This is a genomic window from Citrobacter sp. LST-B2, assembly GCF_057983045.1.
In genome coordinates, this window is sequence record NZ_CP192598.1 from 4,459,069 (window position 1) to 4,484,530 (window position 25,462).

Here is a 25,462-nt window from a genome sequence, read left to right on the forward strand (position 1 = left end):
CAAAATGAAGGGGCTGTTTACTGACAGCCCTGGAAGTCCTCAGGAGAACACTATGAAAAAACTCATTCTTTGCTCAGGTATCTCTTTTGTACTTATGGCTCTTGCTGGGTGTAGCCAGAACCAGCTCAATCAGTTTCAGCGGCAACTGTCAGATGTCAGCACGATGATATCACCTGGTGAGCAGCATCCTTCTGAAAAAGAGGCTGAACGTAATGAGATTGCCCAGGCATTCAGCCTGCCAGTCGGCGTAGATACTGCTGCACTACGCCTGAAGCAGCATTATGGTTTTCCTTCTGATGAAGACGTTTCAGCCGCAAGAAACAATGGTCAGGGAAATGCTGGCTGGTCAGCATCGGCAATTTCAGAAGGTGCCAGTTGGTCAGCCCAACCTGGGTCTTATTATCGCATGAGCCGGAACTGGGCAGCTAATGATCGTCTGACAATAGAAGTCACAGGCGATGCTAAACGCAGCAACGTGACCGCAATTTATCGTTCCTCCAATCCGGAGCATCTTAAACCTGAATGGACCGCGCGCCTGTGGAAACAAATTCCGGAAGTCGCACGCGGTACGAAGGTTAGTCGGGAGGTCGGGCAATGAGCAAGTCACCTTCTCCACGGCCGCAGGAGACTGATATGTCCAGTTTACCAACTGGTGAAAATATCAAAGCCATTGAAAAGCTAATTAGCGATGCCTCAGAGGTTATTGCAAAGCGAGAGCGCTCAGTCAGACGTGCAGAACGAAATCTGGAAATAGCCGAAGACCACCTTGCAGACCTGGAAAATCAGAGAGATGAACTCGTCATAGCGAGCTGGGGAGATGCTCCCAACTGGCATGGAATATTTAGTATGAGTGAGGATGCCTCAACCACCATGCGAGCATACCGTGATAAATGGGTCGGTACGATCGCAGGTCTGCGTCTGACTGCCTTCGGCAATATTTATACCGGACAGTCAGTTTACGGGATCGGTTTCACAACAAAGTCTGAAGAAGAACTGGAGCAAACAATCCGGATGGTGGAGTTTGTTCTGCCGTACCTTATTGCTGATGAGCGAAAAGAAAAATCATTAATGATTTATAACTACCCCGCGGTGGACTGCTGCCACAGCTTCGTTTTTAATATCGAAACAGGTACATATGGCATCGCCACAGATCGCTTTATGTCACGTCAGGAAACGATGGAGTTTCCCTCACTGGAATTCGCACTTCGTCATCTCCAGGCAAACACCTTAATAGACGATGTAGATAAACGGAAAAGCCTGAACGATGAGGTGACGGAATGAAAGATGTGTACTGGGTAGTCGAAGCCAACGGGAAGGAAATTGGCGCTATGACACTGGATGAGTTTGAAGACATCCACAAGTCCGTGAAGGCAAACTGGATGAACAGGATCGTTGCCGTTATCAGGTTTTTCTTTTTCCCTGCATATAAGAAAACAGGCCTGTACTGGCCTGAAATTGAAGAGGAAGTAAAAGCACTTTTGCAGGTCAGAACTGATGCTCCGCTCACCATTAAATTCGTTCGCGGAGAAATGCCAACTCAGATAAGACTACTATAACGGCCAGTAGCAAGATGCTGCCTCATCAACCATTCAATCTCTATACCCAATAAAAAAGCCCCCGGGAGGGAGCTTTTTATTATTCAGGCGGCCTGATTCAGGACATGACGTAAACGACCGGGCCAGTTGCCCTGGTAATGCGCAAACGTATGCAACACACGACGGCGTTCATCGCAAAGAGAGTTGCCAATAACCACTTCACCTGGCACTCCACACAGCGTTAACTGAATATAAGCCATCCCCGCAGCCAGCGGATCGATATCAGTAGCTGAAACCCACAAATACCGGTGTGGTGAATAACCGGCATCGCGCAGCACAGTGGCAAATGCGAGCGCCATACATCCCGCGCCACAGGCTGGCTCCGCCAGGGTAATAAAAGGCTTGTCCGCAAAATTATCAGCAACGTTGCCGAGCTGCATGCGCGCCATCATGATGCCCACATCCCATGGGGTAAAAAACTGACCACGATATTTATCACCCAGTTCAAGCTGCATGAAAACCTGTCCAAGAAAATCCCCCGGTGAATCATCCAGCCCATTGACAACATGGGCCAGCAATTCTGCCATACGGACTACATCCTTCTTTTCATAACGTGCAACTATGCGCAGATATTTCTGCTCCCGCTTTTCGCAGAAACTGAGGGCATTCTGAAGAGCAATAACGCTGCAACTGATGAAGTCTTCAAAAACCTGATGTCGATGGTGATAACGAGCAGTCTGGTTGAAAAGCGAAATGAACGCCTTTTCATGGTTTATTAGATTTTTCATGCATGTCTCCTTTAACGGGAAACACGCCCCTGACAGGGAAACAGTGTTTCCCGTCAGGGTGAAAAAAAGCCACAACAAGTGTTGTGGCCAGTATGTTGAACCGGTTAGCCCGGGTTATCCTGGTTTAGTGTCAGGCCCGAATGCTCCCGTATTGTGCCGCTGGCGCCGCATATGGCGTTACCGCTGTGGTTTCCGTAGAGACAAGGTACATTCTTGCTGTTTCACCGTTGCTCAGTTGCTGCATTTCTTCCGGCCAGGGGCCACTGTCAACGTGATCACCGCGGTCAAAACAGTTATATCCGGAAAAACCTTCATCCACTGATTTCCAGTAATGACGGATCTCACAGTCAAACAGCTCTGACATCTCACCCATAACCTCTCCAGATGGCGGGTACCAGGGGGTATCGAACGTCAGTAATATCGTGCCCAGTGATTCACGGCTCCAGTTGGCTTTATGACCAGCCGGGAACTCCACACCATACAGCTGCGTGTAAAGATCTGCAGTTGTGTTAAGCCCCCGGAACAAACCACTGTTACCGTTCAGCTCAGTTGCAAGACGTGACGGCATTATCATCAGCATATCGCAGGGACAACTCGCGGCCGGCATTATACTGAGCCATTCCCAACGCTCCTGCGGATCGAACTGTTCCCCGAAGCTGGCAACACCAAACCAGTCAGCATAGTGAACAGCCATCAACTGGGACATTATCTGGCGCGATGAAACTGGAATACTCTCCCATTTAAGTGTTTCCAGGCCGGACTGAACCCAGATCTTCTCCATACGTGCAATAGTAGCGCTGTCGAGCCACGCATCCTTTTCCATTAATTCCAGGAAATGCTGGAACGCCTGGTTTGCCGAAGTAGAAGCCCCCGTACCGGCGGCCGTAAGCATCGGATAAGCAGTAAACTCTGTCGCTTTTGTTGGCTTAAGTATCCCGGCACATCCAGCAAGAAACAGCTTTATGGCCTGCCGTATGGCATGTCGATAACGCGGAGTTTCAGTGCCGGCAATCCAGGACTGCATCACGTCAATACAAACAGATTTCGCAGTGATTTCCAGACGGTTTTTGCACCATGAAAACATAGTTATTACTCCTCTTTAGTTTAGACAGAGGGCATCTCCCTGAGGAGATACCCTCAGGGGATGCTGATGACCAGAGCCATCAAGTTTATTGTTAAGCAGCCTTGTTCTGTTCCGGTTGTCGGTTCAGTGGCTGCAGTAAAAAATCCGACGCTTCCCGGGCAAACCGGCAGGCGCGGAAAAAGGCTTTTTTATCGTCACGAAGTACCTTCAACCAACTGGCCAGATAGCTTTCATGTTGAACATCACCGTAAATACCCAGCTCTGCACAAAGAAAAGCACTGCCGGTTTCGGCAATAAGCTCCTCAAAGGCGTAAACTGGATCACCGAATTTTCGCGAAGAAGATGTTATCCCTTCACGGCTCAGACGGCGGCTGTGGCCGGTTGCATGAACCAGTTCATGCAGTAGTGTGGACCAGTAATCAGCTTCAGAATTAAACTGTGAAGTCGTAGGCATCACAATTCGATCGGTTGATGGCTGATAATACGCCCGGTTTTGTCGGTACGATGTGCAAACCACACCGGTTGCATTCAGTACTGACAGTACCTGCCCCTGTTGTTGTTCACTGAGTATGGAATGCCGCTCCTCTTCTGCCTCTATTGGCGGCATGCCGGCAACAGCATCCGGCAGTCCATCACACTGGGCGACATTGAAAAGTTGCAGCGGCTTCAGCATTGCAAGCGACTCCATGACGGGATTACCGTCTTTATCGAACAGCTTGTTATCGTTGCCATCCGTCGCCTGTTTCTCAAACGGTTTGTAGATGATGGCCATCGAGCTGGTTTCACCCTTGCGCACCTGACCACCCACGGCTTTCGCCTGCTGGTATGTCAGCCATCGATCGGATGAAAATCCCCGCTCTTCAGCAGACATCCACAGCAAGGGTATATTCACTCCGCTGTAATGGCGGCCGGTTGTGGCATTCACCGGTAACGCGCTGCCATGTACGTTCTGTGCAGAACGCCACGGCCGGCGCCACGGTGGAACCCCTTTTTCCAGGGCGGCAATGATTTTGTCGGTGACCTGCTGGTAAAGATCGGCTTTCTGAGCCGGCGCGGCCTTACGGCCGCGAATGGATTTGTTCATAAGGATGCAACCTGTAAAAAAGGGCGCATCCTCCCCGGGGCGGAAGAATGCGCCACCGGGAGTGGAAAAAAGTCAGAGATAGTCAGTAATACAACCTAGCGGCGGGTTCCCGCGTAACGGAAAGAGCCATCAGACATCACCTCGCTGACGCTGCTGCGTACGCTGCGAACCGCACTCTCAAACATCGTGCGATCAGCCGGTTTTGCCCGTTTACAGTCGAGACGGATTACCCTGTCAAGCACAGACAGCGCCTGTGAGCGCCAGCTCAGACGTTCCGCATTCCCTACACAGGCAGGTAAATGCCGGAGAGACTGATCGTAGAGCCAGCGAATATTGCTGCGATATTCCTCCACCAGGACATACACCTTTTCTGGCGGGCAGGTCTCCTTACGAATTGTCATACCAGTCCCCAGTGGACCGGCCGATGGCATCATAAAAAGATCGTGGTGTTCGTTCAGAACGGCGTCGAATTTGCTCTGCTCCATAAAGGTCTGAAAAGCGTATTCCTTCCCGGGAATTAACAGGTCTGCATTTTCCGACCAGTTTGCATCTTTCGAGGGATTACAACCTTCCGCCCATGCCCTGAGCCATTCGCCGGGGTTTCGGTCATCCGGAACCCGGATGTATATACCAAGGTTCTTTTCAAGCAGCAGTGGCCTTTGCATACCGCCCTGCTGTGATAAAAGAGGGCGTAATTCGGTTGAGGTAAAGCGAATCATCAGGACTCCTTAAATTAATAAGGAGGAGACCTCCCCTGGAGGGAAGGTCCCTCCGGGAAGTGTTAATCAGTCAGAACTGATTCAGTCGAAACGGTAACGCAGCCAGGCCATCTGCTGCGCCATCTGCCGTCCCGCCCGTAAAGCCTTACGTGCGGAGGCAAACTGACCGGCGCTGGCCAGTTGCTGATACTGCCAGTCACGCGAACTGTAGCCCGTTCTGCGTGAAATGATGGCGGTAAAACCCCCTTCAGACTGAACGACCTCGGCGCGGAAACTGCTGTGACCGCTACGGTTGGTGAACCATTCGGCCTGCTGCTGCCGCATTGCTTCTGAAATGCGGCTGAGGACGCGCGTGGTATGGGTGATAAACAACAGTATTATACTGCTCATGGTTTTCTCCTTAGTTAATGCGGAGAAAACCATCACCGCAGATGCAGGGAGGTTGTCCCCGCATGGGTTGGTACATCAGTTATAAGCTGGCTTCATTCAGAAAACACAACCACCTCCGTATGGAGAAAGTCCCCATAGGGTTCAGTGCATCACGTCAGAAATCAGCATCGCTGCGTTCCATAGACAGAAAGGCCTCTTCGTCTTTGACTGCGCTTTTGTAGAAATATGTCCAGGCTTCTTTATCAATACCTTCTGCCATGCGGCAGAGGTCGTTAAAGAATGCCTCCCATGATCCCGGTATAAGTTTTCGAACATACAGTTCAGCCAGTTCCCGGGCAACAGAAGCCATATCCCAGACGTAATACGGAAAGCCGTCTTCATCTGTCCCGGTATTTAGGTCAAGGCGGCGAAGCGCTGCGATACTCAGCAGTTCGCCTTCCGCTTTAGCCAGTGCAACTTTGTGAGCATTACGCTCGCTGGCACGGATGTGAAAATCTTCGGTGAGAATTAACTCGTTCATAAAGGATTCCTTAAAGAGTTGTGGAATCCTGTCCCTGACCGGGACAGAAGTCCCGTTAGGGTGAGAAAATCTTCGACTAATAAGGCCGTCAGGCGATGTCTGAGAAATGGGCGCTCTGATAAAACATTTCGCGCAATTGCTCTGTAGCTTCGTCCAGCTCTTTTTCCTCGCGAGACCTGGTAACGCCCTGAAGAAAAGCTGTACTCCAGTGAAAACTGTGAACATCTGTCCCCAGAAGCGTAAGCTCGCTCACTGCTTCTTCGACAAAGGTATGTTTTATGAAGCCATGCTCAGTTGCAAAACCAACTGTATACGCGACATGTCTGAGAAAAGTCAGGTAATCAGGAAGGCCGTCAGCAGGAACCTGAGGATCTGCGTCGACTATGAGTTTGTTATCCAGACGAACGTTAAGCTGAGTTTTTACGTAATCCACAATGATTTTTGCAGAAGCGGGTGAGTCACAACTCAGTAACGCGAGCGGATTGATCATGCTGGTGTAATGCATGGGTACGATTCCTTATGAAAAAAGGGAACCGTCCCAAAGGGAAAGTATCCCTTAGGGTGAGAATCAGGCCAAAAATGCCGGATGAGTAAATCAGGTGTTTGGTAGTGTGAAGTTAAGTAGAAAAGGACCTTAACCTGTAATCAGGTTCCTGTTTGCAAAGGTTAAACAGGTTTGAACCGCCCGAAAGCACCATCTCTCAGGTTATGATGGCATTGGCATGTGATTACCCGAAGGCGCCTGTCTCAAATCACTCAGGCATTGGCAGTTGTCAGAGACAACGTTAGCAAATTAAGCGTACACAATTCCCGCACCTCAGGCAATAGTGTCAACGCAAAGATCTTCCCACATTGTGGTTTGAACCAGGACGATGAAGCCCTTAACGGGAAAGTCACTACTGCTGAGAATATCCTGAGAAAATGTGTCATGTTTAAATTGATCAGAAAAAAGGATCATATTTTTACATTTTATGAGCGTTTTCTTTTTCTCTCAGTGATTTCCTGAAAGTTTCAGACAGTGCGCCATGGATGAAATACAGACAGGCATCAGTTGTATTAGCTCAGATATGACCTGACACATCTATGGCACAGAGCCAAACCTAATCTGACAGACAGCTCTGTGCCAAAAATGGAAGCTAGGAAATATTGAAATATTTCAGACAAAACGAGACTCAAAACAGCTATTGAAATCAGGCCAGCATAGCGGATACATTACGCACGTTGTTACCTTGTATCATCAGGATGCCGTTGACTGTGTTTATCAGCCGTGAAGTCATTTCCAGAATCGTGCTTATCATCATGGCTGTTGCCGTGCTGAGCAGTTCGCTTATGGCAAAACCACAGGCTGTCTACAACGTCCAGGATACAACGTCCATCAGTGACCATCAGCACGACAGCGATGAACCGCTGAATGAGCACGATCCGTTGCTGTTCCACTCGCACGGTAACGTGCATCACCTCAATGCCGATCATTCCCACGATCTGAACAAACTCTTCACACTGACTGCTTTGCAGGCCTGGAACGCAGGCATGCGGGCGATGTTTGCGCTGAGTTCAGAACAAATCCTGCGGATGCCCCTGGCCGCCCCCGAACGCCCTCCGAGATCCCTGATTGCCTAATAACTTCCTTTAATTCGTTATTATTCAAACTGTAAGGGTTTTTATGAATACCAGCCTTGATATGCAGGGCCGGTTGAGCGGTGGCCTGCTTTCTGCTCAGGCGCGTTCAGCTTGTCTGTTTTTTTTGTTGTTATTGCTGTTCTACAGCCAGGGCGCGTCTGCCCACGGCGTGGCGGAGGGCGACAAAGGGTACATCCAGGAAATCACCGGGATTAACATCATTCCGTTTATCTATCTTGGCGCGAAGCACATGGTGACCGGTTACGATCACCTGCTGTTTCTGTTTGGCGTGATTTTCTTTCTCTACAAAATGCGCGATATCGGGCTGTACGTCAGCCTGTTTGCTGTCGGGCACTCAACGACGCTGCTTATCGGCACGTTCTTCAATATCAGCGTCAGCGCTTATCTTATTGATGCCATTATCGGTCTGTCAGTGGTCTACAAAGCACTTGATAACCTTGGAGCTTTCCAGCGCTGGTTTGGTTTTCAGCCAAACACGAAGCTGGCCACGCTCATCTTTGGTTTCTTCCACGGCTTTGGTCTGGCGACCAAAATCAAGGAGTTCGAAATCTCTCCCGATGGCCTTTTCGTCAACCTGATTGCCTTCAATGTCGGGGTGGAGATAGGCCAGCTGCTGGCGCTCAGCGCCATCCTGATCATCATGAGCTACTGGCGGCAGACGGCGGGCTTTTTCCGCCATGCCTACACCGCCAACGTCGTCATGATGAGCGCCGGTTTCCTGTTAATGAGTTACCAGATTTGTGGCTACATTTTAGCCTGAGGGAGAAAAGAGAATGTATAACACTGATTTACCTACCCGTGCAGAATTGCCGTCGGCATTCAAACTGATGCAATCAACCATCCTGGCGGCGATTGTTGCGCTGACACTGCTGATCACTATCGTCATGCCTTCCGAATATGGTATCGATCCGACAGGCGTAGGACGTTTGCTGGGTCTCAAGCAAATGGGAGAGATAAAAACACAACTGGCTGCTGAAGCCGTTGCAGATAAACAAGCAAGTATAGGTCAATGGGGGCAGTCAACGACCCCGGAAAATGAACGCCCGGTGCCGGATAATCCGCCGACGATCACACAAAACAACTACCCGGAACTTAGCGCACCAGTGACAACCCGTTCGCCGGAAGTATCAACAACCGGTTCTCAACGCAATCAGTTGCTGATTACGCTGAAACCGAATGAAGCGGCTGAAGTGAAGATGGAAATGCGTAAGGACGCCCGGGTGGCTTTTCAGTGGATGAGTTCCGGCCCTGTAAACGTTGATGCGCACGGCGATCCGGTTAACGCACCGAAAGGGTTTTACCACGGCTATGGCAAGGACCGGCAGATAACCTCCGGAGATGGGGTATTGCAGGCCGCCTTTGACGGGAAGCACGGCTGGTTCTGGCGAAATCGAGGTTCGCAGACGATCACGATCCAACTGGATACCAACGGGGAGTACATGAGTATCAAGCGCGTCATCTGATTGATCGGGCCCGCATGATGCGGGCCCATTTTATTCATCCCGGCAATACAAGACTTTACACTCCAGCCCTTACATCCTCCCCGGGGGGATGCTAATCTTTTTAAACCATTGTCATTGTCCATTGAGAGAAGCATTGAGCGATGTACCTGATGTTTAAGCGTTCACCCCGTTATGTTCTGATGATTGTCATCATGGCCTTTGGCATGATGATGTCGTCGATGGGGACGTTTGCGTCGCACGGTACAAACGGCCTGACAGGCTACGAGATGAATCTGCACGATGCAGAAGTCACCATGACAATGCAGGATCACTCTCACGATTCGGATATCCCTCAGTCTGGTCACGCAGGTCATCATCAGACAGACCATTTCCATGAAACCCCTGAACAGCCGCCCTCTGTGGAGATTTCCCTCTCCCCTGTAGCAGACAGATGGTTGCCACTTGCCGATCTCCGTAGCCCGGTTAAAGCCACGGACATCATCTACCGTCCTCCCAGCACCCGCCAGATCTGATCGCTGTTACCGGCAGCTGTTTCCTGCCCGGCTTTAATCAACTTCAGATTTAGCGGAGAGGCTATGTATAAAGACTCTATCCAGGCGCGTCGCGAGATTGCGCGGAATTTCACTGCACTCAATTATCGTATTGATCCCCTGCACTGGCAGACGCTCTGCATGGGCGTTAATCGCGACCTTCAGGCCAAAAAATTGCGTCCGAATGTTCCGGTTCCTTCACGGCGGAAGGTCATTCCGTTCCTGAAAATGATGCATCAGGAAACGGGCTCGATGCTTAAAGCGATCCTCGCCTTTGGCTTTGACGGCCCCTGGACCTCCAGCGGCGGTTCGTTTCGTCTGGCGCGGGAAATTGGGTTCGATATCGTTCACTACGCGAAGAACATTCACCACAAAAATGGCACCGTCACCTTCCTCGAAATTGGTGCTGCCTGGGCGGGTTTTCGTGCAGAAGAAGCGGCCAGCCATCAGGCGACAATTTCCGGGCTTGCTGAGGGCTTCAGAGAGCAACTCGGGGAGAGTGCATTCCTGCACTTCACCAATCTCACGCCATGGCATGAATCGCTACCAAAAGGCGTGACTGAGCACCCTTACGTGACGGCTGCCGGGCTGTGTGCCCTGGAGAACCGGGGCGTTCAGGCCGGTGAGGTCGATATTATCTACTCCCAGGCAGCGGCCTATTTCGAGCAGGATTACGCGGCATTCCTTCGCAGCGCAGCACGCCTGCTGAAAGGGGATGGCGTCTTAATCTTCAACCATGATCCTGTCCTGGCAAGTGCGATGGATGAAGTCGCCTGGGAGCACGGGCTGCGGCTGGTCAGACGCAAGCAAATGGGCGGCATGAATGGCGCGATTGCCCGCTATCACCGGCTTCGTTCGTCCCCGATGAGCCAGATGGTCTTCCCTGGCGTGAATCGGGCGCAGGATGAAGAAGTGGTCTGTGAATCACTGGTTATGTCGGCGCTTCGTCGCAGCGTGGAGGTGTAACGCCCGATATGTTGACGCGTAGACATTTCCTCACCACCACAGGAGCATTGCTGATGACAACATTACTGCCGGGGGAAACCCTGGCAGCCTCTCTGGCGGAAAGAGTCAGTAATACATGGCAAAAAATAATCACTCGTCGCTCTGCTCAGGAGACGATAACACCGGGCTGGATCTTGCAGTCTCTCGGGCTTCAGAGTGGCTCAACGGAATTGCGGAGAGCCATTTTTGAACTGGTCAGGCGAATGCCCTATCAGCTCGGTTCATGGAATGACCAAAGCATGAGCCTGTTTGAGCAGGGTTTTGGCGATTGTCGTCATAAAGCCGCCGCGGCCGAACGACTGCTGGTTGCCGGTGGTATTACGGCAAGGCGAAAACTGGTGCAGTTTGACTGGGCTGATTTACCCATTCCTCCGGAAATACTGGCCATTTTGCCGCAAACACAGGGGTTTCATGACACCGTGACTTTTGAGTTAGACGGGAAAACATTCCTGTTTGATGCCACCTGGGATATCGCTTTGCGCGGTGCGGGCTTCCCTGTGATGCCTTCCTGGGATGGTAACTCTGATACCTGGTCAGTGACTTCCCGGATGTCGACACAGCAAACTGTACAGATGCCGCAGCCCGGGCAGGACATTTACAGCGCGAACCAGATGAGCTGGCCGCAGCGCGAGAAAACCATGGCATTCAATCAGGCCCTGAACAGCTGGCTGGAGGATATTCGGGCTAACCGTGACGACTGGTGCACCATCATCCACAGCGATGTTGAAGCCACCCGTTTGAGCCTGAAAACCTGCCTTGGGCAATTGAGTTAATACCATTCTGGTCAGGAGGGACTGCGCAGGGAAGCGGTGATAACACCTCCGACACTCTTTATGCTGCTTCAGGTATAACGCTGGGATACCTGAAGCTTTTTTACGCCATGTACGATTCCAGTGAGTGCCGGCAATCAGCGAATCCGGCATAAATGGTTTCAGGGGGCGTTAACAGGCAAAACCTGACAGTTTTTTCTCTTGCCTTATCGTTTACAGACTAAAGAACACTCAGGGTCCTGTACCGAGTAGATGAAGAACAATCCCGGCGGCGCAACAAGTGGCCAGTGTCGTCATCATTCCCAGCTTCAGGCGGAACAGCGCCAGCATGGCAACACAGGATAGCGCAAGTGACCAGGGTTCCAGGCTGGACAGTACCGGTACCTGCAGGACCATGCCAAAAGTGCGAACAACATTAATTTGCGCAAACAACGTATGCAGGGCAAACCAGACGGACAGGTTGAGTATCACTCCCACGACAGCGGCGGTGATGGTAGACAGTACGGCATTGAGTGCCTTGTTGTTACGCAATGCCTCGATATAGGGCGCACCGATAAAAATAAACAGAAACGAAGGGGTAAAGGTCACCCATTTGGCTAAAATACCGCCCAGCGTCCCGGCCAGCACCGGGCTGAATACTCCCGGATCGCGGAATGCCGCCATAAATCCTACAAACTGCACAACGCTAATCAGCGGACCCGGAGTGGTTTCAGCCATCCCCAGTCCGATTAACATTTCCCCCGGGGTAAGCCAGTGAAAATGTTCAACAGCCTGTTGCGCCACATAAGACAGTATCGCGTAAGCCCCGCCGAACGTGAGCACGGACATCTTACTGAAAAATACCGCAATATGGGTATAGACGTTATCAACCCCCATCGTGACCACAAAAGCCATCAGCGGTCCCAGCCATATCAGTAAACCCAGGAGCGTCACTTTTATGGCTCTTCTGTGAGAAGGTCGCACGTGTTCAGGGATTTCCTGAGCAAACGCGACATCAATCGCTGCCCCGGAATCATCCGCCGCATCGGGTTTGTCAGAGCCTGAACGGGGCTGAAAAGCGCTGATCCCGGTTTTACTCCCGATAAATCCGATCAGCGCAGCTGCCGCAATAATGAACGGAAAAGGGATGGCAAACACAAATATCGCGATAAATGACAAGACGGCAACACCCACCATGGCCTGGCTTTTTAGTGCCCGCCGGCCGACCCGCATTACGGCTTCCAGCACTACGGCAAGCACCGCAGCCTTGAGGCCAAAAAAGAGCGCCTGGACAATGCCAATCTGGCCATAGCTGGCATAAATCCAGCTCAGTGTTCCCAGGGCCAGCAGGCCAGGCAGAATAAATAATATCCCGGCAGCAAGCCCTCCCCGGGTGCGATGCAGTAACCAGCCGATATAGACGGCCAGTTTGTGTGCTTCCGGACCAGGAACAAGAGTGCAATAGTTGAGGGCGTGCAGGAAACGGGTTTCACTGATCCAGTTTTTTTCTTCCACCAGTATCCTGTGCATCACGGCTATCTGGCCTGCCGGTCCGCCAAAACTCAGCGCGGCAACCCGCACCCATACCAGCAACGCTTCTCGAAAAGACACACCGTGCCGTTCATATGCCGGTGTTTGCTGAGAGGGAAATACCGGGTCTGAAGAACTGCTGTTATTGATGTCCATGACTATGATGACCTGTGTTGATGGATCCACACCGGAGGCTTAATGACCCGGCTTATCGTCGCTGGAGGCGCTTTTGCTGTAGGTCAGCAGAAGGCTGTCAAAAATGGGACAGGCCGCATTCAGCAGTTGCTCATCGTCGGTAAAGGTTTCACGTAATCCCGCCAGAATACTTTCCACCCCGGCAGCCTCCGGGGGCTGGGCACCGCCGACATCAAGGTAATGCACGAGTATCCCGGTGCGTGAAAGCCCCTCCTGTTCCAGAGAAAAACCAGCCAGCAGCACTTCAAAAGTTACCCTGTTATCCACATGACTGAATGTGGCCCCATCGAAGTCAAACCCGATAGCTCCGGCCGGACATTCCGCCGGATTGCTCATCCAGAGAAATTTTGCCCGGGGATCAATAAAGCGCCGGATTAACCACGCACAGGCCAGTCTGTCCACCCAGGGACGCCGTCGTGTTGCCCAGACTCGCTGTTGATAGTCACTTATGCGTAACTTCGGGATGGTACCGATCACCATATGAGGTTCATCAGGTGACAATATCCGCGAGCAGGCCATCTCCAGTTCCTGTAGTGCATTGTCCGCCTGGCGCTGCGCCTCTCCCGGAAAGAAGTCGATGTCAGCAAGACCGGTAAACGATTTTCGCAGTTTGCGAACCAGCCTGAGTGTTTCCTGGACATTCCCCCCGGTCAGGGCTCCCTGTGCACGTGAGATCTCTACAAGCAGTACCGCAAAATCTTCACCACGATCGAAAAGATTGGCGAAACAGGAACCTTCAGGCTCTTCAGTATTGAGTACCAAAGCCATCCCTCCAGCATCACAGACATCCTTTGCCTGAGCATCCAGAGTCATCCTGCATAATTCTGTTTCAGGCATCAGATAGACACCATCCCGCAATACTGCCGCTCCGGACGCTTTGAGTGCACGCCAGATCCGCATCCGGACGGCGGCGTTTTCTGTCGGAAGCGACAGGATGAGAAGGAGATATTTCATTTTCACTCACCACTCTCTGTTTATTGTCTCCCCTCCTTCGAGGGATTTTGTTAATGATATAACAGAATGAAGAATATGCTACATATTTACAATGAATGCGAATAGAGTGGACTCGCTGATGAAGACTTAATGAGCTTAAAAACTGAAGTTAATTACTGACGAATGTCTCTTTAATCCTCCCCACCAGGATAAAGCTTGTCATTTTTTTCAGCTCCCTCTATGCTTTCAACATCCCCCTGGGGGGGATGTAAATTCAAGCCAAGAGATTTCCTGATGCTCAATATTCTTTCTAATCGTACCTACCGCCACCTGTTTATGGCACAGGTTATCGCCCTTATCGGCACCGGTCTGGCGACCGTTGCCCTGGGGCTGTTAGCCTACGATCTTGCCGGAGACAGGGCCGGGGCGGTTCTGGGTACCGCACTGGCTATCAAGATGAGCGCCTACATTCTGGTTGCGCCTGTGGCAGCGGCCTTTGCCGACAAATTCCCGCGTCGAACCATGCTGGTGACGCTGGATCTGGTTCGCGCCCTCGTGGCTGTCGCGTTGCCTTTTGTCACCCAGATTTGGGAAATCTATATCCTGATCTTCATTCTTCAGTCTGCCTCGGCGGCGTTTACGCCAACCTTCCAGGCGACAATCCCGGATATTCTTCCTGACGAACGCGAATATACCCGGGCGCTGTCTCTGTCACGTCTGGCCTACGATCTGGAAAGTGTAATCAGCCCCATGCTGGCGGCGGCGCTGCTGACGGTCATGAACTTCCACAACCTGTTTGCCGGTACGGCGGTCGGGTTCCTCGCCTCAGCGACTCTGGTTGTTTCCGTGACGTTGCCAAAGATGAAAGCGTTAACGGTCAACCGCAGCATCTATGACAAAACCACACGGGGCATGCGCATCTTCCTGAAAACCCCAAGACTGCGCGGCCTGCTGGCACTCAACATGGCCGTGGCCGCAGCAAGTGCGATGGTTATCGTCAACACCGTGGTTCTGGTTCAGGCGGACTTTGGTCTCTCGCAGCGCTCCACCGCCATTGCGCTGACCTTCTTCGGTGTCGGATCCATGATATCGGCTCTGATTCTCCCCAGACTTCTCGACAAAATGAGTGACCGCATGCCGATGCTTGTGGGCACCGTACTCTTAGTCGTTGGCCTGGGGCTGGGCATTTTCCTCAAGGATTACATCACGCTGGTTGTGCTCTGGACGCTGCTGGGCGTGGGCTATTCGCTTTCTCAGACGCCGAGTGGTCGCCTGCTGCGCCGTTCTTCTACGGCTGAAGACAGACCGGCACTGTTCGCCGCCCAGTTTGCACTGTCGCATTCATGCTGGCTGGTGACTTATCCGCTGGCCGGGTGGGTCGGTGCAACATGGGGGACACAGGCTTCGTTCATCGCCCTGACCATTGTGGCCGCACTGTCACTGATTACTGCCGTTCTTATCTGGCGGCCTGAGCATGAAGTTTACGCCCAGGTTCACAGCCACACCGATCCAGAAACAAACAACGAATCGACCCATGAGCATGATTTCGTCATTGATGATGAACACCCTTCATGGCCGAAGAAAGAGAAGTAATTTCCGTAAAACAGACAAACGGGCAGGAGAGGATAAGCCGATAAAACGTGTGACCATGGCGTTGATACACATTATCTTATCCCCTCCACCTGGAGAGGATAAATCATGACCGTTCACGCATCACACCCTGACATTATTAAAAGACTTAAGCGTGCCGCAGGGCACCTGAAAAGTACCATCCAGATGCTCGAAGATGAAAAAGCGTGTCTGGATATCGCCCAGCAGCTGCACGCTGTGGAAAAGGCGATAACGAATGCGAAGCGTACCTTAATTCATGACCATCTGGATCACTGCCTGGAGGACGCCCTTCATGCCGACTACACTGAGTCTGATAACACGCTTAGCGAATTTAAAGAGATAACCAAGTATCTTTAAGGCAAGCGAAATATGACTGATTTTTCTGCTCTTTTACAGCAAGGCGTGGCGAATGCCTGGCTGTTCATCCCCAGCGCGATCCTGCTGGGTGCGCTTCACGGCCTGGAGCCCGGGCACTCCAAAACAATGATGGCCGCCTTTATTGTGGCTATCCGGGGAACGGTCAAACAAGCCGTATTATTAGGGCTTGCTGCGACCATTTCGCACACGTCAGTTGTCTGGCTGATTGCCATGGGCGGAATGTATGTCAGTCAGAAATTCACCGCCGAATCGGCTGAACCCTGGTTCCAGCTGATTTCAGCGATCATCATTCTTGCCACGGCGGCATGGATGTTCTGGCGCACCTGGCGCGGCGAAAAACTGTGGAAGATGGAGCAGGAAGAGGAACACGGCCACGGTCATCACGATCACGACGAAACCCGCATCATCGATACCGGTCATGGCAGCATTGAACTCTCAATTTTCGAGGAAGGCCAGCCGCCTCACTGGCGTTTACGCACGCTCAGCGGCAAGAAATGGGAAGCCCGCGATATCTCGCTGGTCACTAACCGGGGCACAGGAACATTTTCACAGGCCTTTGATTTCATCGAAAAAGACGGGTTTATGGAATCGGCCCTGGCGATCCCGGAGCCGCACAGTTTTGATGTTCGTCTCTCTTTGGGTCATCGCGGCCATGTACACGATTATGATGTGGAATTCCGCGAGCATGAACACGGTCACGATCATGACCACGATCACTCCGCGCTGGAGGGACTGGATGTTAATTCCCCCGAGTATCAGGACGCCCATGAGAAAGCGCACGCGAACGACATCAAAAAACGCTTTGCCAATCGCAGCGTAACCACCGGGCAAATTATCCTGTTCGGCCTGACCGGAGGACTCATTCCTTGCCCGGCAGCCATTACCGTTTTGCTGCTCTGCATCCAGGTGAAAGAATTTACGCTCGGTGCCGCGCTGGTACTGTGTTTCAGCATTGGGTTAGCGATTACGCTGGTTTCAGTGGGCGCAGCAGCGGCTTTCAGCGTTCGTCAGGCAACAAAACGCTGGAGCGGCCTGGATACGCTGGCACGTCGGGCCCCGTACTTCTCAAGCGTACTGATTGCCCTTGTTGGCATCTACATGGGTTATCACGGCTGGATCGGCGTGACCCGCTGATTTCGCCTTACATGACTCTTCTCTGAACCCACCCCCCGGTGGGTTTTTTATCTCTGAAGCCCATCACATTTTTATCCCCCTACCGGGGATAGCAATTGAGCTTTTACAGGCGCTCATTTATCATCAAATCATCCCCCCTGGGAGGATGTAAAATCATAAATGGAACCTGCTATGCAAAAACAATATTTCAGTCAGATTCGTCGTCAGTTCTTCAACGTCACCGGTATGTTACTCACTTCATTCATCGCCATTCCTGCCCTGGCAGCGCAGGGCGGCTTCTCCGCTGAGAAAGAGCCTGTCGTCACTGAGCGCATGTACGCCGGTCATAAAGTTCAGCAGGAGAATGGTCAAAGTCGTATTCAGGCCGTTCCTTCAATGCGCGAAGGGGCGTGGGTAACGCTGGAAGGCAATGTTATCAGTCAGCAACAGGAGGAATGGTACACATTCCGTGATCCTACCGGCACCATCAAAGTGCGCATTCAGCAGAAGGTCTGGAACGGGCAACATTTCGACGCTCAGGATCTGGTGCGTGTTAGTGGCCAGGTAAGCCATGAAAATGGTAGTACAATTTTAGACGTTGCAGTTATCAGCAAACCCTAAAACACAATTCTGGCGAACGGCACTTTTCTGGGCATGTGAAGTTCGTCAGTTGAATTCACAGCTCAAAGCAGACTGTCAGATTTGATTGTGTGCTGCCAGATAAAACTGTCAGGTCAAGTCTGAGCTAATACACATCAGTACGGGTGAATTTGTCGCCGTAATACGCATGTGCCTCCTGTGAACAGGCAATCTCATAATGCCCCCTGTCTATAATACAATACGTAAAACCCGTTCCACCCATCCCAAAAACACACGCCCAATAACCGAATCGTCACCAGAAACAAAAACTCTTTTACTCATTACCCTCTACCATATTATAAACACGAGCCACGTAATGTCCCCTGCCATCGCCATGTCCCAGATCCATTGATGTCAGAGCCTGTGCCTCTTCTTTAGTGAAACCTCTTTTCATATGATAATTCATGACATCAACAGAGTAGGCATAGCGTAAACTATGAGGCGCATATTTTCCTGTTAATCCGGACTCACGGACAACATTGCGATAACGTTCAATCGCTGTATGTAATGATGGCTTATCAATCAACTTTCCATTATTTTCATTCAAATGTTTAAGGGACGCATTGATTGCAGCCAGAGTTGACTCGCGATCTAATACCGTTGTATCTCTTGGTCGTCCTCCTTTTGTCCCAAATACAACACGTATTTTTTCGTTACCATTGAGTAAAGCTTTTTGCCAGGTACGCAACGATTTAGCAGACTGTACTGTTTCTTCTGTTCTTAACCCGAGTAATCTGGATAATCTCATTGCACATGCAACGCCATCATCCTTTTGCTCTACACACGTCAATACCTGCCGAAAATAAGCATCGGGAATAGCAACCTTAGTTCCATCCCGGCTCGTTTCCGAAATACCCAGAGCCTGATTGCTCAGTTTTTCATGAGAAGGATTTGCCATGAATGTTTTCCCCGCAACACGTAACAAAGCCCGGATAGCTGCCATTTCGTTCTGAAGTGTGCGTCTGGAAATATCTTCGGAAAGGCGGCTCTTCATATACAACTCGATATGCCCCGTCTTGATATTTTTAATATCTCTGATTTGAACATTAAGTTTTAATAAACGTTCGGCAAACCTGTCCGCAATTTTCATTCGGTCAGAAACGGTTTTAAAACTTCCCCCTGCCTGCCTGGCAAGTGTTTTAAGATTTTTATTCAGTTTTGCCATAAACAACCCTCCATTTAAACAGGTGTCAGTGCTTTTCCGTCTGCGTGAACGGAAAAGCACTGACACCGGCTGCGCCACAGCTACAGACGATGAATTTCACCCCGACGGCACGGTTTATGGTTGCCCTTCCTGCGTCTCGACAGATATCTGTGCATCGGGGCGGCGAAATGTTGAGTTATTGCGAAGCTCCCCAGGTCTCTGACCTGTTCGCGGTTTACACCGGGCTGAAATTAATCAGTCTGCTTCCACACACCAGTATGTTGACTGGTGTCGCCATCGATATCGTGTCGATTTTCTCCTTTCAGAATGAAGTCCTTACCCGTTTTTACGGGAAAGACGTTTGGTTGATAAATGAACAAACAGTGAATGAAGTACGTTTTTAAGGCCCTTAAACCTTTAAATACGTGTTGGTCAGTTGGTAAAAAAGTTGTCGAAATGGCAGTGCGTCAGCTCTGCCAGTTATGCGCTGCGCGCGTCACTTGGTACTCGTTTCACTCGTGCACAAGTGACGCCGCGCTCCTCTGCTCTCAATGCAGTCGTGGAAGATGCCCAAATGTTCCAAATGGTCATATCCACGCTGCAAAGTTCGCAACGGCCAGCAGCGTCATAAAGAGTGAAAACGATAAGAAAATTGCGACCAGACAACGGCTGCAAGACGTACCTAAAAAACAGATACAGAAGTGAAAGGGACCTTCATCGCCAGATTCAAACTGTATGCGATCTTCGTTTTCAAAGGGTAAACGAAGTTACCGCCCGAAGGCGCCACCTCTCAGGTCACGGTGGCATTGGCATGGCGATCACCCGAAGGCGCCTCTCTCAGATCGCCGAGGCATTGGCATGTTGCATACAACGCAACGGTACAACAGAGTCATATTAGATCAGAGCTCGATCCATTTTCAATGGTTACGACAATAAAAAGCGGAGCTGGTATGCTCCGCATTTAAATCATGAAATAACGGTATATATTCAATTTTGACTTTCTGAAACTATTTTCTCTTGCATATACTCTGTGAAAGACATTATCTCAGGATATATGAATTCTTTAGTGAATCCATATAAATCCAGTTCCTTCCTGATTTCAATAATTTTCTCTTTTGGAATGACTATCTTCAAAAGCCCCGAGTTTGATTGTAAACCGGAAAGACTTTCCTCATCTATTTTCGACACCGTATTACTTGCACCAAACATGGAGGCCGCATAAACTTCTTCATTTATTTTATTTGAAAAAAGCAATACGCCCTGCTGGTTTTTTACCCGTTGATTTATCGGTAGTGGTTTTATTATAGTCTGATGCTTATTAAAAATATCAACGTTATCGTGACTCCTACTGTAATTGTAGTCTAGATCCCCTAAGAATTGTGTCAAACTCCCAAACAAACGGGTGACAAGATTTTGACCAGTAAAACTGAAATTCAGAGTCATTAAATCAAAAAGATGAAGGCTTTGATTCAAATATAATTTAATCCCTGTCCCTGGTTCATAATGAATTAAGAGTGAACTTACATCATCCAGATAATCTTTTATATTTTTCAATAAAACTGGATCAGAAGGGTTCGAAATATAAAGAGCATGGTTAGATTTATAAAACTGAGAACTTCGACGGTAAATTTCCTTGTAAGCATCTTTCTCTGATTTTATTGCAGCGAGAAATTTCGAGCTTTGCACTACATCTAATTTACTATCTGGAGTATCCCAAATCATAAAAACAGAAGCATCAGTTAGCTCATCTGAATTTTTTCTTTTTTCTGTAGCAAAATACAGAGCAACTAATGGGCTTTTTGTCCAGTCGATAACCCTTGTCGATAAACCATAGTGTTGAGCTGTCACATGAAGATCAATTTCGTTCATAGTGTATCCGCTGATTATATTCACATCAGGATACACAACATGATTATCTTTAAAATTCTCATAAAGCTTATGTGCCAACACATACTCTGAAATGTCATCAGTCTGCATTTGTTGAGTAATAAAATTATACTGTGTTATATTAAACGGTTTTAATTTCGTATTATCTAACAAGCGATAAAGGCTGGAATTCACTCCATGAATAGCATTTCCCTGCCCACGATAAAAAACTTTTTCATTTCCCGGTGAGAATCTTTTCACCACCTTAAGAAAATCACCTACGGAGCTTATTACCTCTTCTGCACACATATTTTTTCCTTTTTTCAATGCGTTAGTGCACTAATATTTGTCTAATTATCATTATCTGCTGTTTTACGTAATGATAAGACAATAACATCAAACGATGCTTTATCAACAAGTTAAAAAACAGTACTTGATTCTTTCACCCCCTCAATTAATACTGTATATGCATACAGTTAATCAATGGGTGAGATCATGCGTGTTTTATCCTTCCTTAGTCCAACATCAGAGCCGCCAGAAGTATCGATTCCATTGTTTATCGAGAGCTGTTCCGCAGGTTTTCCCAGCCCGGCACAAGACTATGTAGAAGCCGAACTAGATCTGAACGAATACTGCATTCAGCGACGTGGCTCTACTTACTTTGTACGAGCTATTGGTAATTCAATGACAGACATCGGTCTTCATTCAGGTGATTTAATGGTTGTTGATAAGGCCGAACCAGCACGGCATGGCGATATCATTATCGCGGAGATCGATGGTGAATTTACCGTTAAACGACTGCTGCTCACCCCACGTCCGGGGCTGCAACCAATGAATCCTGCGTATCCAACGCTATGGCCAGAGCCAGAACAGCTACAGATTTTTGGAGTTGTTACCGCTTTTGTTCATAAAACTCGCGGAGCACAGTGATGTTCGCCTTAGCCGACGTGAACAGCTTTTATGCGAGCTGTGAGAAAGTCTTTCGTCCTGACCTGCGTGGCAAACCAGTAGTAGTGCTTAGCAACAATGATGGCTGTGTGATCGCACGCTCAAAGGAAGCCAAGATTCTGGGTATAAAAATGGGCGTACCATGGTTTCAGCTCAAAGCGATGTCATTTCCAGAACCCATCGTCACGTTCTCCAGTAATTATGAGCTCTATGCCAGCATGAGCAACCGTGTAATGTCCCACCTGGAAGAACTGGCACCGCGCGTGGAACAGTACAGCATTGATGAAATGTTCCTCGACATCCGTGGCATCGATAGCTGCATGAATTTTGAGGATTTCGGCCGGCAACTACGCGAGTATGTCCAGAACGGGACCGGGTTAACAATCGGTGTGGGGATGGGGCCAACCAAAACCCTCGCTAAATCTGCGCAGTGGGCATCAAAAGAATGGGCCCAGTTCGGGGGCGTACTGGCCCTGACACCAGGAAACCTGAAGCGAACGGAGAAACTGCTGTCCCTGCAGCCAGTCGAAGAAATCTGGGGTGTTGGCAGTCGCATCGGCAAAAAACTGAATACCTACGGGATCACCACTGCTCTGCAGTTGGCCCGCATGAACCCGACCTTTGTGCGCAAGAATTTCACGGTAGTACTGGAACGCACGGTACGCGAACTGAATGGGGAAGCATGCATATCGCTTGAAGAGGCTCCTCCGTCGAAACAGCAGATTGTCTGTAGCCGCTCCTTTGGGGAAAGGATCACAACCTATGAGGCGCTGCGTCAGGCTGTTTGTCAGTACGCCGAACGGGCAGCTGAGAAATTACGGGGAGAACGACAGTATTGCCGGCACATCTCGGTTTTCGTCAAAACCTCACCATTTGCAGTCAAGGAGACTTATTACGGCAACGTGGCCAGTGAAAAGCTGCTCCTTCCCACACTCGATACACGGGACATCATCACCGCCGCAGTAAAAGCTCTGGATCGTATTTTTATAGATGGCCATCGTTATGCAAAGGCCGGTGTGATGCTGAATGACTTTACACCCACCGGAGTTTCTCAGCTAAACCTGTTTGACGAGATACAGCCGCGCGCAAACAGCGATGAGCTGATGAAAGTGCTGGACGGGATCAACCATTCCGGACTGGGAAAAATATGGTTTGCCGGACGAGGGATAGCGCCGGAGTGGCAAATGAAACGTGAAATGCTCTCACCTTCTTATACAACGAAATGGTCAGATCTCCCTTGCGCTTCGATTAGATAATTCTAGTAGCTCTGTATATGCACCGGTTTACCGCGCATGTTGAGTAATCTGCTTCATCAAACTTACTGCTTCATCTGCAGGCATCTGAAACTGAACCCGGTGCCTGGCAGCGACATCAAGGGCAAACACCTTCGTGTACACCTCCGTCGAGCTTACTGACTTATGGCCCATCAGGCTCTGCAGCACCTTCAGCGGAATACCGGCGTAAAGCATGTGCATGGCATAGGAGTGACGGAACGTGTGCGGCGTCACTGGTACGGAGAATGTAATGTCATCGGCCGCAGCGGCTTCGACCGCTTCATTCAGCCAGGTCCTGACCGTCCGATCGGTGATCTCCCAGATGCGTGCCTTTTCCATTCTGCCGGTATGTTTATTTTTACGTTCCAGCGGAATTTTCAGGGTGGCCACCATCATCTCCAGCTGGCTGACGTACTGGCTGTCGGACAGCGGAACCAGACGGTGCGCCTGACTGCCGGCGGGCGCACGGCCTGCCGTTCTGGCGGCTTTTTCCGCGCGCTGCTTCAGCGTGGCCAGCTGCACGAACGGGTACGGCGGCGCCAGCGAAAAATCCCCCCGCGTCAGCGCCAGTGCCTCGTTAATCCGTGCGCCGGTGTTCCAGAGGGTGGCCAGCAGCATCCTGCGGTGCAGATCCGGCACGTAATGGAGCAGGGCGCTGACTTCCGGTGCCAGCAGGTATTTCGGCAGTTCGTCGTGCACCAGAGCCATCTGGCGCAGCGCAAGCGCGGCCGGGTAGTCGATGGCTACCGGTAACAGCGCTGAAGGTGCCGGATGCTGCCCAGGGGTAACGAGTCCGGTCATCAGGATTCTTCTCCGGCTGGAGGGATGTACAGTGCTGATGAAATGATTTCCCGGTTTTCCTCGGTGCGCCAGTTACCGAAATAATCCAGTTCCAGACGCAGGGACAGATGAGCGGCCTCTATCAGGTCAGATACTTTCTGCAGGGCATTCTGCAGTTGCTGCGCTGATATGACTCGTGGCACATCGTATTCATCCACGCCGTTGCGGTGTACCAGATCGTTTCGCCAGTCTGCAATGATGCCCAGCGGCTTAACAGGCCAGACGGGCGGGATGTGGAGTACGGCACCGAAATAGCGCTCAATAGTTTTAACGTTATGAAACGTCATTCGGGAAACATAATTGCGCGCAGCAGGTCTGAACATATGAAGTTCCATCTCACGAGCTGACTGCTTTTCGTTTTTTTTGACACGTTCGGACTTCAGGTAATACTCCACAAGAAAACGACAAAGTGGCCAGTCATGCTCAAGCAGCGCCCTGGCGCAGTACATCAGGTATGCCTCCATCACTGTAACTGTATGCACGAAAGACATCCTGTACACCAGTTCAGACTGCTCCTTATCGAGCAGGGCATCTAGCTTCTTCAGTTCCTGTTTTGCATGCTGGTAGCGCTCCTGAATATTATTCAGGGAAGCCACAAACAGCCCGTGTTCATGATCCCATTGTGCTTGGTCTGCAAGCGCCTCCTGTTCCCAGTAGTACAGGTTCGCGGCCTGCTCCCATTCTTCAGAATTGGGGACTACATCCGGGTAATTATCCTCAAGCCATTCATCAAATCGTTCAGCTTCAATATCCATCAACTGGTCTTTGAGGCTTCCCATAACGCCATCCTCCTGTGTGTTTTTGTAAATGTGAAATCCCGCCCGCCATTACTCAGCGCCCCTGCACTGTTGTGAAATCCCGTCAATCGTCAGAATCACCACCGTACATCCGATTTATATAATTAACTGCTCCCATATCCAGCTGCATAACTGACTGGCGATTGAGGGGTGGCCAGACTTTATCGCTTTCTTTAATGCACCGGTCGGCAGCATTAAAACGCCATGTTTTGCTCTGGGCATCAAATCCAGCAAGTGAACGCCCACCCGTTATAAGTTCTGGTGTACCGGTGCCAAAATTCAGGATCCACAGCCACTCCAGTTTATAGTGCATGAGTCTCAGTACACTGATTAACTCTTTAAATGTCATCACGCCTCTCACTCATTCCACATAAAATGTTCCCGCCATGAAAACATATCTTCCTGACGCCATCCCTGCCTTTTGTATTATCGCGCTTTGTGATAATCACTCACCTGATAATAACCAGGCATATAACCACGCCATTAAATTACCGGATGCCGGTTCCGGCGGGATCCGATTTTCTTACGTATAACGACTTTCCGGAAGGGTACCACGGTCAGTGAAGAAGCAGGGCGGCCTTTTTCCGCCCTGCTCGCCGGGTCACGAAAGATGGCGAAAATACAGCATATAGCGTGACGGTGGCGGCATTCCCCCCACATGTCGGGTTAAATAGCCGCAGCGCCCC

At 50.3% G+C, this 25,462-nt stretch carries 28 protein-coding genes and 1 pseudogene; 15 read left to right on the forward strand and 14 right to left on the reverse strand.

The genetic code is table 11. The annotated features are described in order from the left end of the window. Positions 1-52: 52 nt before the first annotated feature. The 3 genes from ACQ0PY_RS21515 to ACQ0PY_RS21525 are packed head-to-tail and all read left to right on the forward strand — an operon-like array spanning position 53 to position 1,556. Positions 53-598, forward strand: a complete 546-nt coding sequence (locus ACQ0PY_RS21515; RefSeq protein ID WP_032676637.1) for a hypothetical protein — start codon at positions 53-55, stop codon at positions 596-598. A gap of 35 nt (positions 599-633) precedes the next feature. Then, positions 634-1,281, forward strand: a complete 648-nt coding sequence (locus ACQ0PY_RS21520) for a hypothetical protein (protein WP_032676635.1) — start codon at positions 634-636, stop codon at positions 1,279-1,281. Beyond that, positions 1,278-1,556: a hypothetical protein gene (locus ACQ0PY_RS21525; RefSeq protein WP_032676634.1), complete on the forward strand. Its 279-nt coding sequence runs from the start codon at positions 1,278-1,280 to the stop codon at positions 1,554-1,556. The genes ACQ0PY_RS21520 and ACQ0PY_RS21525 overlap by 4 nt, the downstream gene beginning before the upstream one ends. Before the next feature lie 83 nt (positions 1,557-1,639). Here the strand turns inward: ACQ0PY_RS21525 and ACQ0PY_RS21530 are convergent, their stop codons facing one another. The 7 genes from ACQ0PY_RS21530 to ACQ0PY_RS21560 form a co-directional block, all read right to left on the reverse strand. Then, complete coding sequence (locus ACQ0PY_RS21530; protein ID WP_000793034.1) at positions 1,640-2,323, reverse strand: DNA methyltransferase family protein; 684 nt, start codon at positions 2,321-2,323, stop codon at positions 1,640-1,642. A gap of 130 nt (positions 2,324-2,453) precedes the next feature. Continuing rightward, a complete protein-coding gene (locus ACQ0PY_RS21535; RefSeq protein ID WP_000493293.1) occupies positions 2,454-3,407 on the reverse strand; it encodes a DUF1281 domain-containing protein in 954 nt (317 codons plus the stop codon). Positions 3,408-3,498: 91 nt separating this feature from the next. Beyond that, the gene (locus ACQ0PY_RS21540) at positions 3,499-4,491 is read right to left on the reverse strand and encodes an ArdC family protein (RefSeq protein ID WP_032676633.1); all 993 of its coding nucleotides are present in this window, start codon (positions 4,489-4,491) and stop codon (positions 3,499-3,501) included. Between the two features lie 95 nt (positions 4,492-4,586). Further along, entirely contained in the window at positions 4,587-5,210 is a 624-nt protein-coding gene (locus ACQ0PY_RS21545; RefSeq protein ID WP_032676632.1) for a hypothetical protein, read from the reverse strand. Between the two features lie 81 nt (positions 5,211-5,291). Further along, the gene (locus tag ACQ0PY_RS21550) at positions 5,292-5,600 is read right to left on the reverse strand and encodes a hypothetical protein (protein ID WP_032676630.1); all 309 of its coding nucleotides are present in this window, start codon (positions 5,598-5,600) and stop codon (positions 5,292-5,294) included. Positions 5,601-5,754: 154 nt separating this feature from the next. Continuing rightward, positions 5,755-6,120: a hypothetical protein gene (locus ACQ0PY_RS21555; protein WP_001003975.1), complete on the reverse strand. Its 366-nt coding sequence runs from the start codon at positions 6,118-6,120 to the stop codon at positions 5,755-5,757. Between the two features lie 88 nt (positions 6,121-6,208). After that, positions 6,209-6,625: a hypothetical protein gene (locus tag ACQ0PY_RS21560; RefSeq protein WP_032676627.1), complete on the reverse strand. Its 417-nt coding sequence runs from the start codon at positions 6,623-6,625 to the stop codon at positions 6,209-6,211. Between the two features lie 749 nt (positions 6,626-7,374). Here ACQ0PY_RS21560 and ACQ0PY_RS21565 point away from each other — a divergent pair. From ACQ0PY_RS21565 to ACQ0PY_RS21590, 6 genes are all read left to right on the forward strand, one after another. Continuing rightward, entirely contained in the window at positions 7,375-7,740 is a 366-nt protein-coding gene (locus ACQ0PY_RS21565) for a hypothetical protein (protein ID WP_032676625.1), read from the forward strand. A gap of 43 nt (positions 7,741-7,783) precedes the next feature. Further along, entirely contained in the window at positions 7,784-8,521 is a 738-nt protein-coding gene (locus ACQ0PY_RS21570; RefSeq protein ID WP_032676624.1) for a HupE/UreJ family protein, read from the forward strand. Between the two features lie 13 nt (positions 8,522-8,534). Beyond that, positions 8,535-9,224, forward strand: coding sequence for a hypothetical protein (locus ACQ0PY_RS21575; protein ID WP_032676623.1), 690 nt, complete (start codon positions 8,535-8,537; stop codon positions 9,222-9,224). A gap of 149 nt (positions 9,225-9,373) precedes the next feature. Beyond that, entirely contained in the window at positions 9,374-9,736 is a 363-nt protein-coding gene (locus ACQ0PY_RS21580; RefSeq protein WP_226991620.1) for a hypothetical protein, read from the forward strand. 63 nt (positions 9,737-9,799) lie between these two features. Continuing rightward, on the forward strand, positions 9,800-10,720 hold the full coding sequence (locus ACQ0PY_RS21585) for a class I SAM-dependent methyltransferase (RefSeq protein ID WP_032676620.1): 921 nt from the start codon (positions 9,800-9,802) through the stop codon (positions 10,718-10,720). A 53-nt stretch (positions 10,721-10,773) separates the two neighbouring features. Then, entirely contained in the window at positions 10,774-11,532 is a 759-nt protein-coding gene (locus tag ACQ0PY_RS21590) for a hypothetical protein (RefSeq protein ID WP_032676619.1), read from the forward strand. A gap of 228 nt (positions 11,533-11,760) precedes the next feature. Here ACQ0PY_RS21590 and chrA read toward each other — a convergent pair whose 3' ends face one another. Both chrA and ACQ0PY_RS21600 read right to left on the reverse strand, forming a co-directional pair. Next, positions 11,761-13,119, reverse strand: a complete 1,359-nt coding sequence (gene chrA / locus ACQ0PY_RS21595) for a chromate efflux transporter (protein WP_072268467.1) — start codon at positions 13,117-13,119, stop codon at positions 11,761-11,763. A 114-nt stretch (positions 13,120-13,233) separates the two neighbouring features. Beyond that, positions 13,234-14,187: a chromate resistance protein ChrB domain-containing protein gene (locus ACQ0PY_RS21600; protein WP_032676617.1), complete on the reverse strand. Its 954-nt coding sequence runs from the start codon at positions 14,185-14,187 to the stop codon at positions 13,234-13,236. A gap of 273 nt (positions 14,188-14,460) precedes the next feature. Between ACQ0PY_RS21600 and ncrA the strand changes: the two genes are divergently transcribed. The 4 genes and pseudogenes from ncrA to nirD all read left to right on the forward strand — a co-directional run bounded on the left by ncrA (position 14,461) and on the right by nirD (position 17,942). Next, positions 14,461-15,759: a nickel resistance membrane nickel efflux protein NcrA gene (ncrA, locus tag ACQ0PY_RS21605; RefSeq protein WP_032676616.1), complete on the forward strand. Its 1,299-nt coding sequence runs from the start codon at positions 14,461-14,463 to the stop codon at positions 15,757-15,759. A 105-nt stretch (positions 15,760-15,864) separates the two neighbouring features. Continuing rightward, positions 15,865-16,134 carry a nickel-sensing transcriptional repressor NirB gene (gene nirB / locus ACQ0PY_RS21610; protein WP_032676615.1) on the forward strand — a complete coding sequence of 90 codons (270 nt, stop codon included), beginning with the start codon at positions 15,865-15,867 and terminating at the stop codon, positions 16,132-16,134. Positions 16,135-16,146: 12 nt separating this feature from the next. Beyond that, the gene (locus tag ACQ0PY_RS21615; protein ID WP_032676613.1) at positions 16,147-17,289 is read left to right on the forward strand and encodes a nickel/cobalt efflux protein RcnA; all 1,143 of its coding nucleotides are present in this window, start codon (positions 16,147-16,149) and stop codon (positions 17,287-17,289) included. Between the two features lie 159 nt (positions 17,290-17,448). After that, positions 17,449-17,942 (forward strand): annotated as a pseudogene (nirD, locus tag ACQ0PY_RS21620) (nickel resistance OB fold protein NirD). Between the two features lie 239 nt (positions 17,943-18,181). Here the strand turns inward: nirD and ACQ0PY_RS21625 are convergent. Further along, the gene (locus ACQ0PY_RS21625; RefSeq protein WP_032676611.1) at positions 18,182-19,072 is read right to left on the reverse strand and encodes an integrase domain-containing protein; all 891 of its coding nucleotides are present in this window, start codon (positions 19,070-19,072) and stop codon (positions 18,182-18,184) included. 966 nt (positions 19,073-20,038) lie between these two features. Continuing rightward, on the reverse strand, positions 20,039-21,226 hold the full coding sequence (locus tag ACQ0PY_RS21630) for an FRG domain-containing protein (protein WP_032676608.1): 1,188 nt from the start codon (positions 21,224-21,226) through the stop codon (positions 20,039-20,041). Between the two features lie 186 nt (positions 21,227-21,412). On the opposite strand from ACQ0PY_RS21630, the gene umuD reads away from it, so the two are divergent. Further along, a complete protein-coding gene (gene umuD, locus ACQ0PY_RS21635; protein WP_032676607.1) occupies positions 21,413-21,847 on the forward strand; it encodes a translesion error-prone DNA polymerase V autoproteolytic subunit in 435 nt (144 codons plus the stop codon). Further along, complete coding sequence (locus ACQ0PY_RS21640; protein WP_032676606.1) at positions 21,847-23,121, forward strand: Y-family DNA polymerase; 1,275 nt, start codon at positions 21,847-21,849, stop codon at positions 23,119-23,121. Before umuD ends, ACQ0PY_RS21640 begins: the two co-directional genes overlap by 1 nt. Before the next feature lie 27 nt (positions 23,122-23,148). Here ACQ0PY_RS21640 and ACQ0PY_RS21645 read toward each other — a convergent pair whose 3' ends face one another. From ACQ0PY_RS21645 to ACQ0PY_RS21655, 3 genes are all read right to left on the reverse strand, one after another. Then, complete coding sequence (locus ACQ0PY_RS21645; protein ID WP_032676605.1) at positions 23,149-23,940, reverse strand: site-specific integrase; 792 nt, start codon at positions 23,938-23,940, stop codon at positions 23,149-23,151. Then, entirely contained in the window at positions 23,940-24,758 is an 819-nt protein-coding gene (locus tag ACQ0PY_RS21650) for a hypothetical protein (RefSeq protein ID WP_032676604.1), read from the reverse strand. The genes ACQ0PY_RS21645 and ACQ0PY_RS21650 overlap by 1 nt, the downstream gene beginning before the upstream one ends. A gap of 82 nt (positions 24,759-24,840) precedes the next feature. After that, positions 24,841-25,128: a hypothetical protein gene (locus ACQ0PY_RS21655; RefSeq protein WP_123923331.1), complete on the reverse strand. Its 288-nt coding sequence runs from the start codon at positions 25,126-25,128 to the stop codon at positions 24,841-24,843. Between the last annotated feature and the right edge of the window lie 334 nt (positions 25,129-25,462).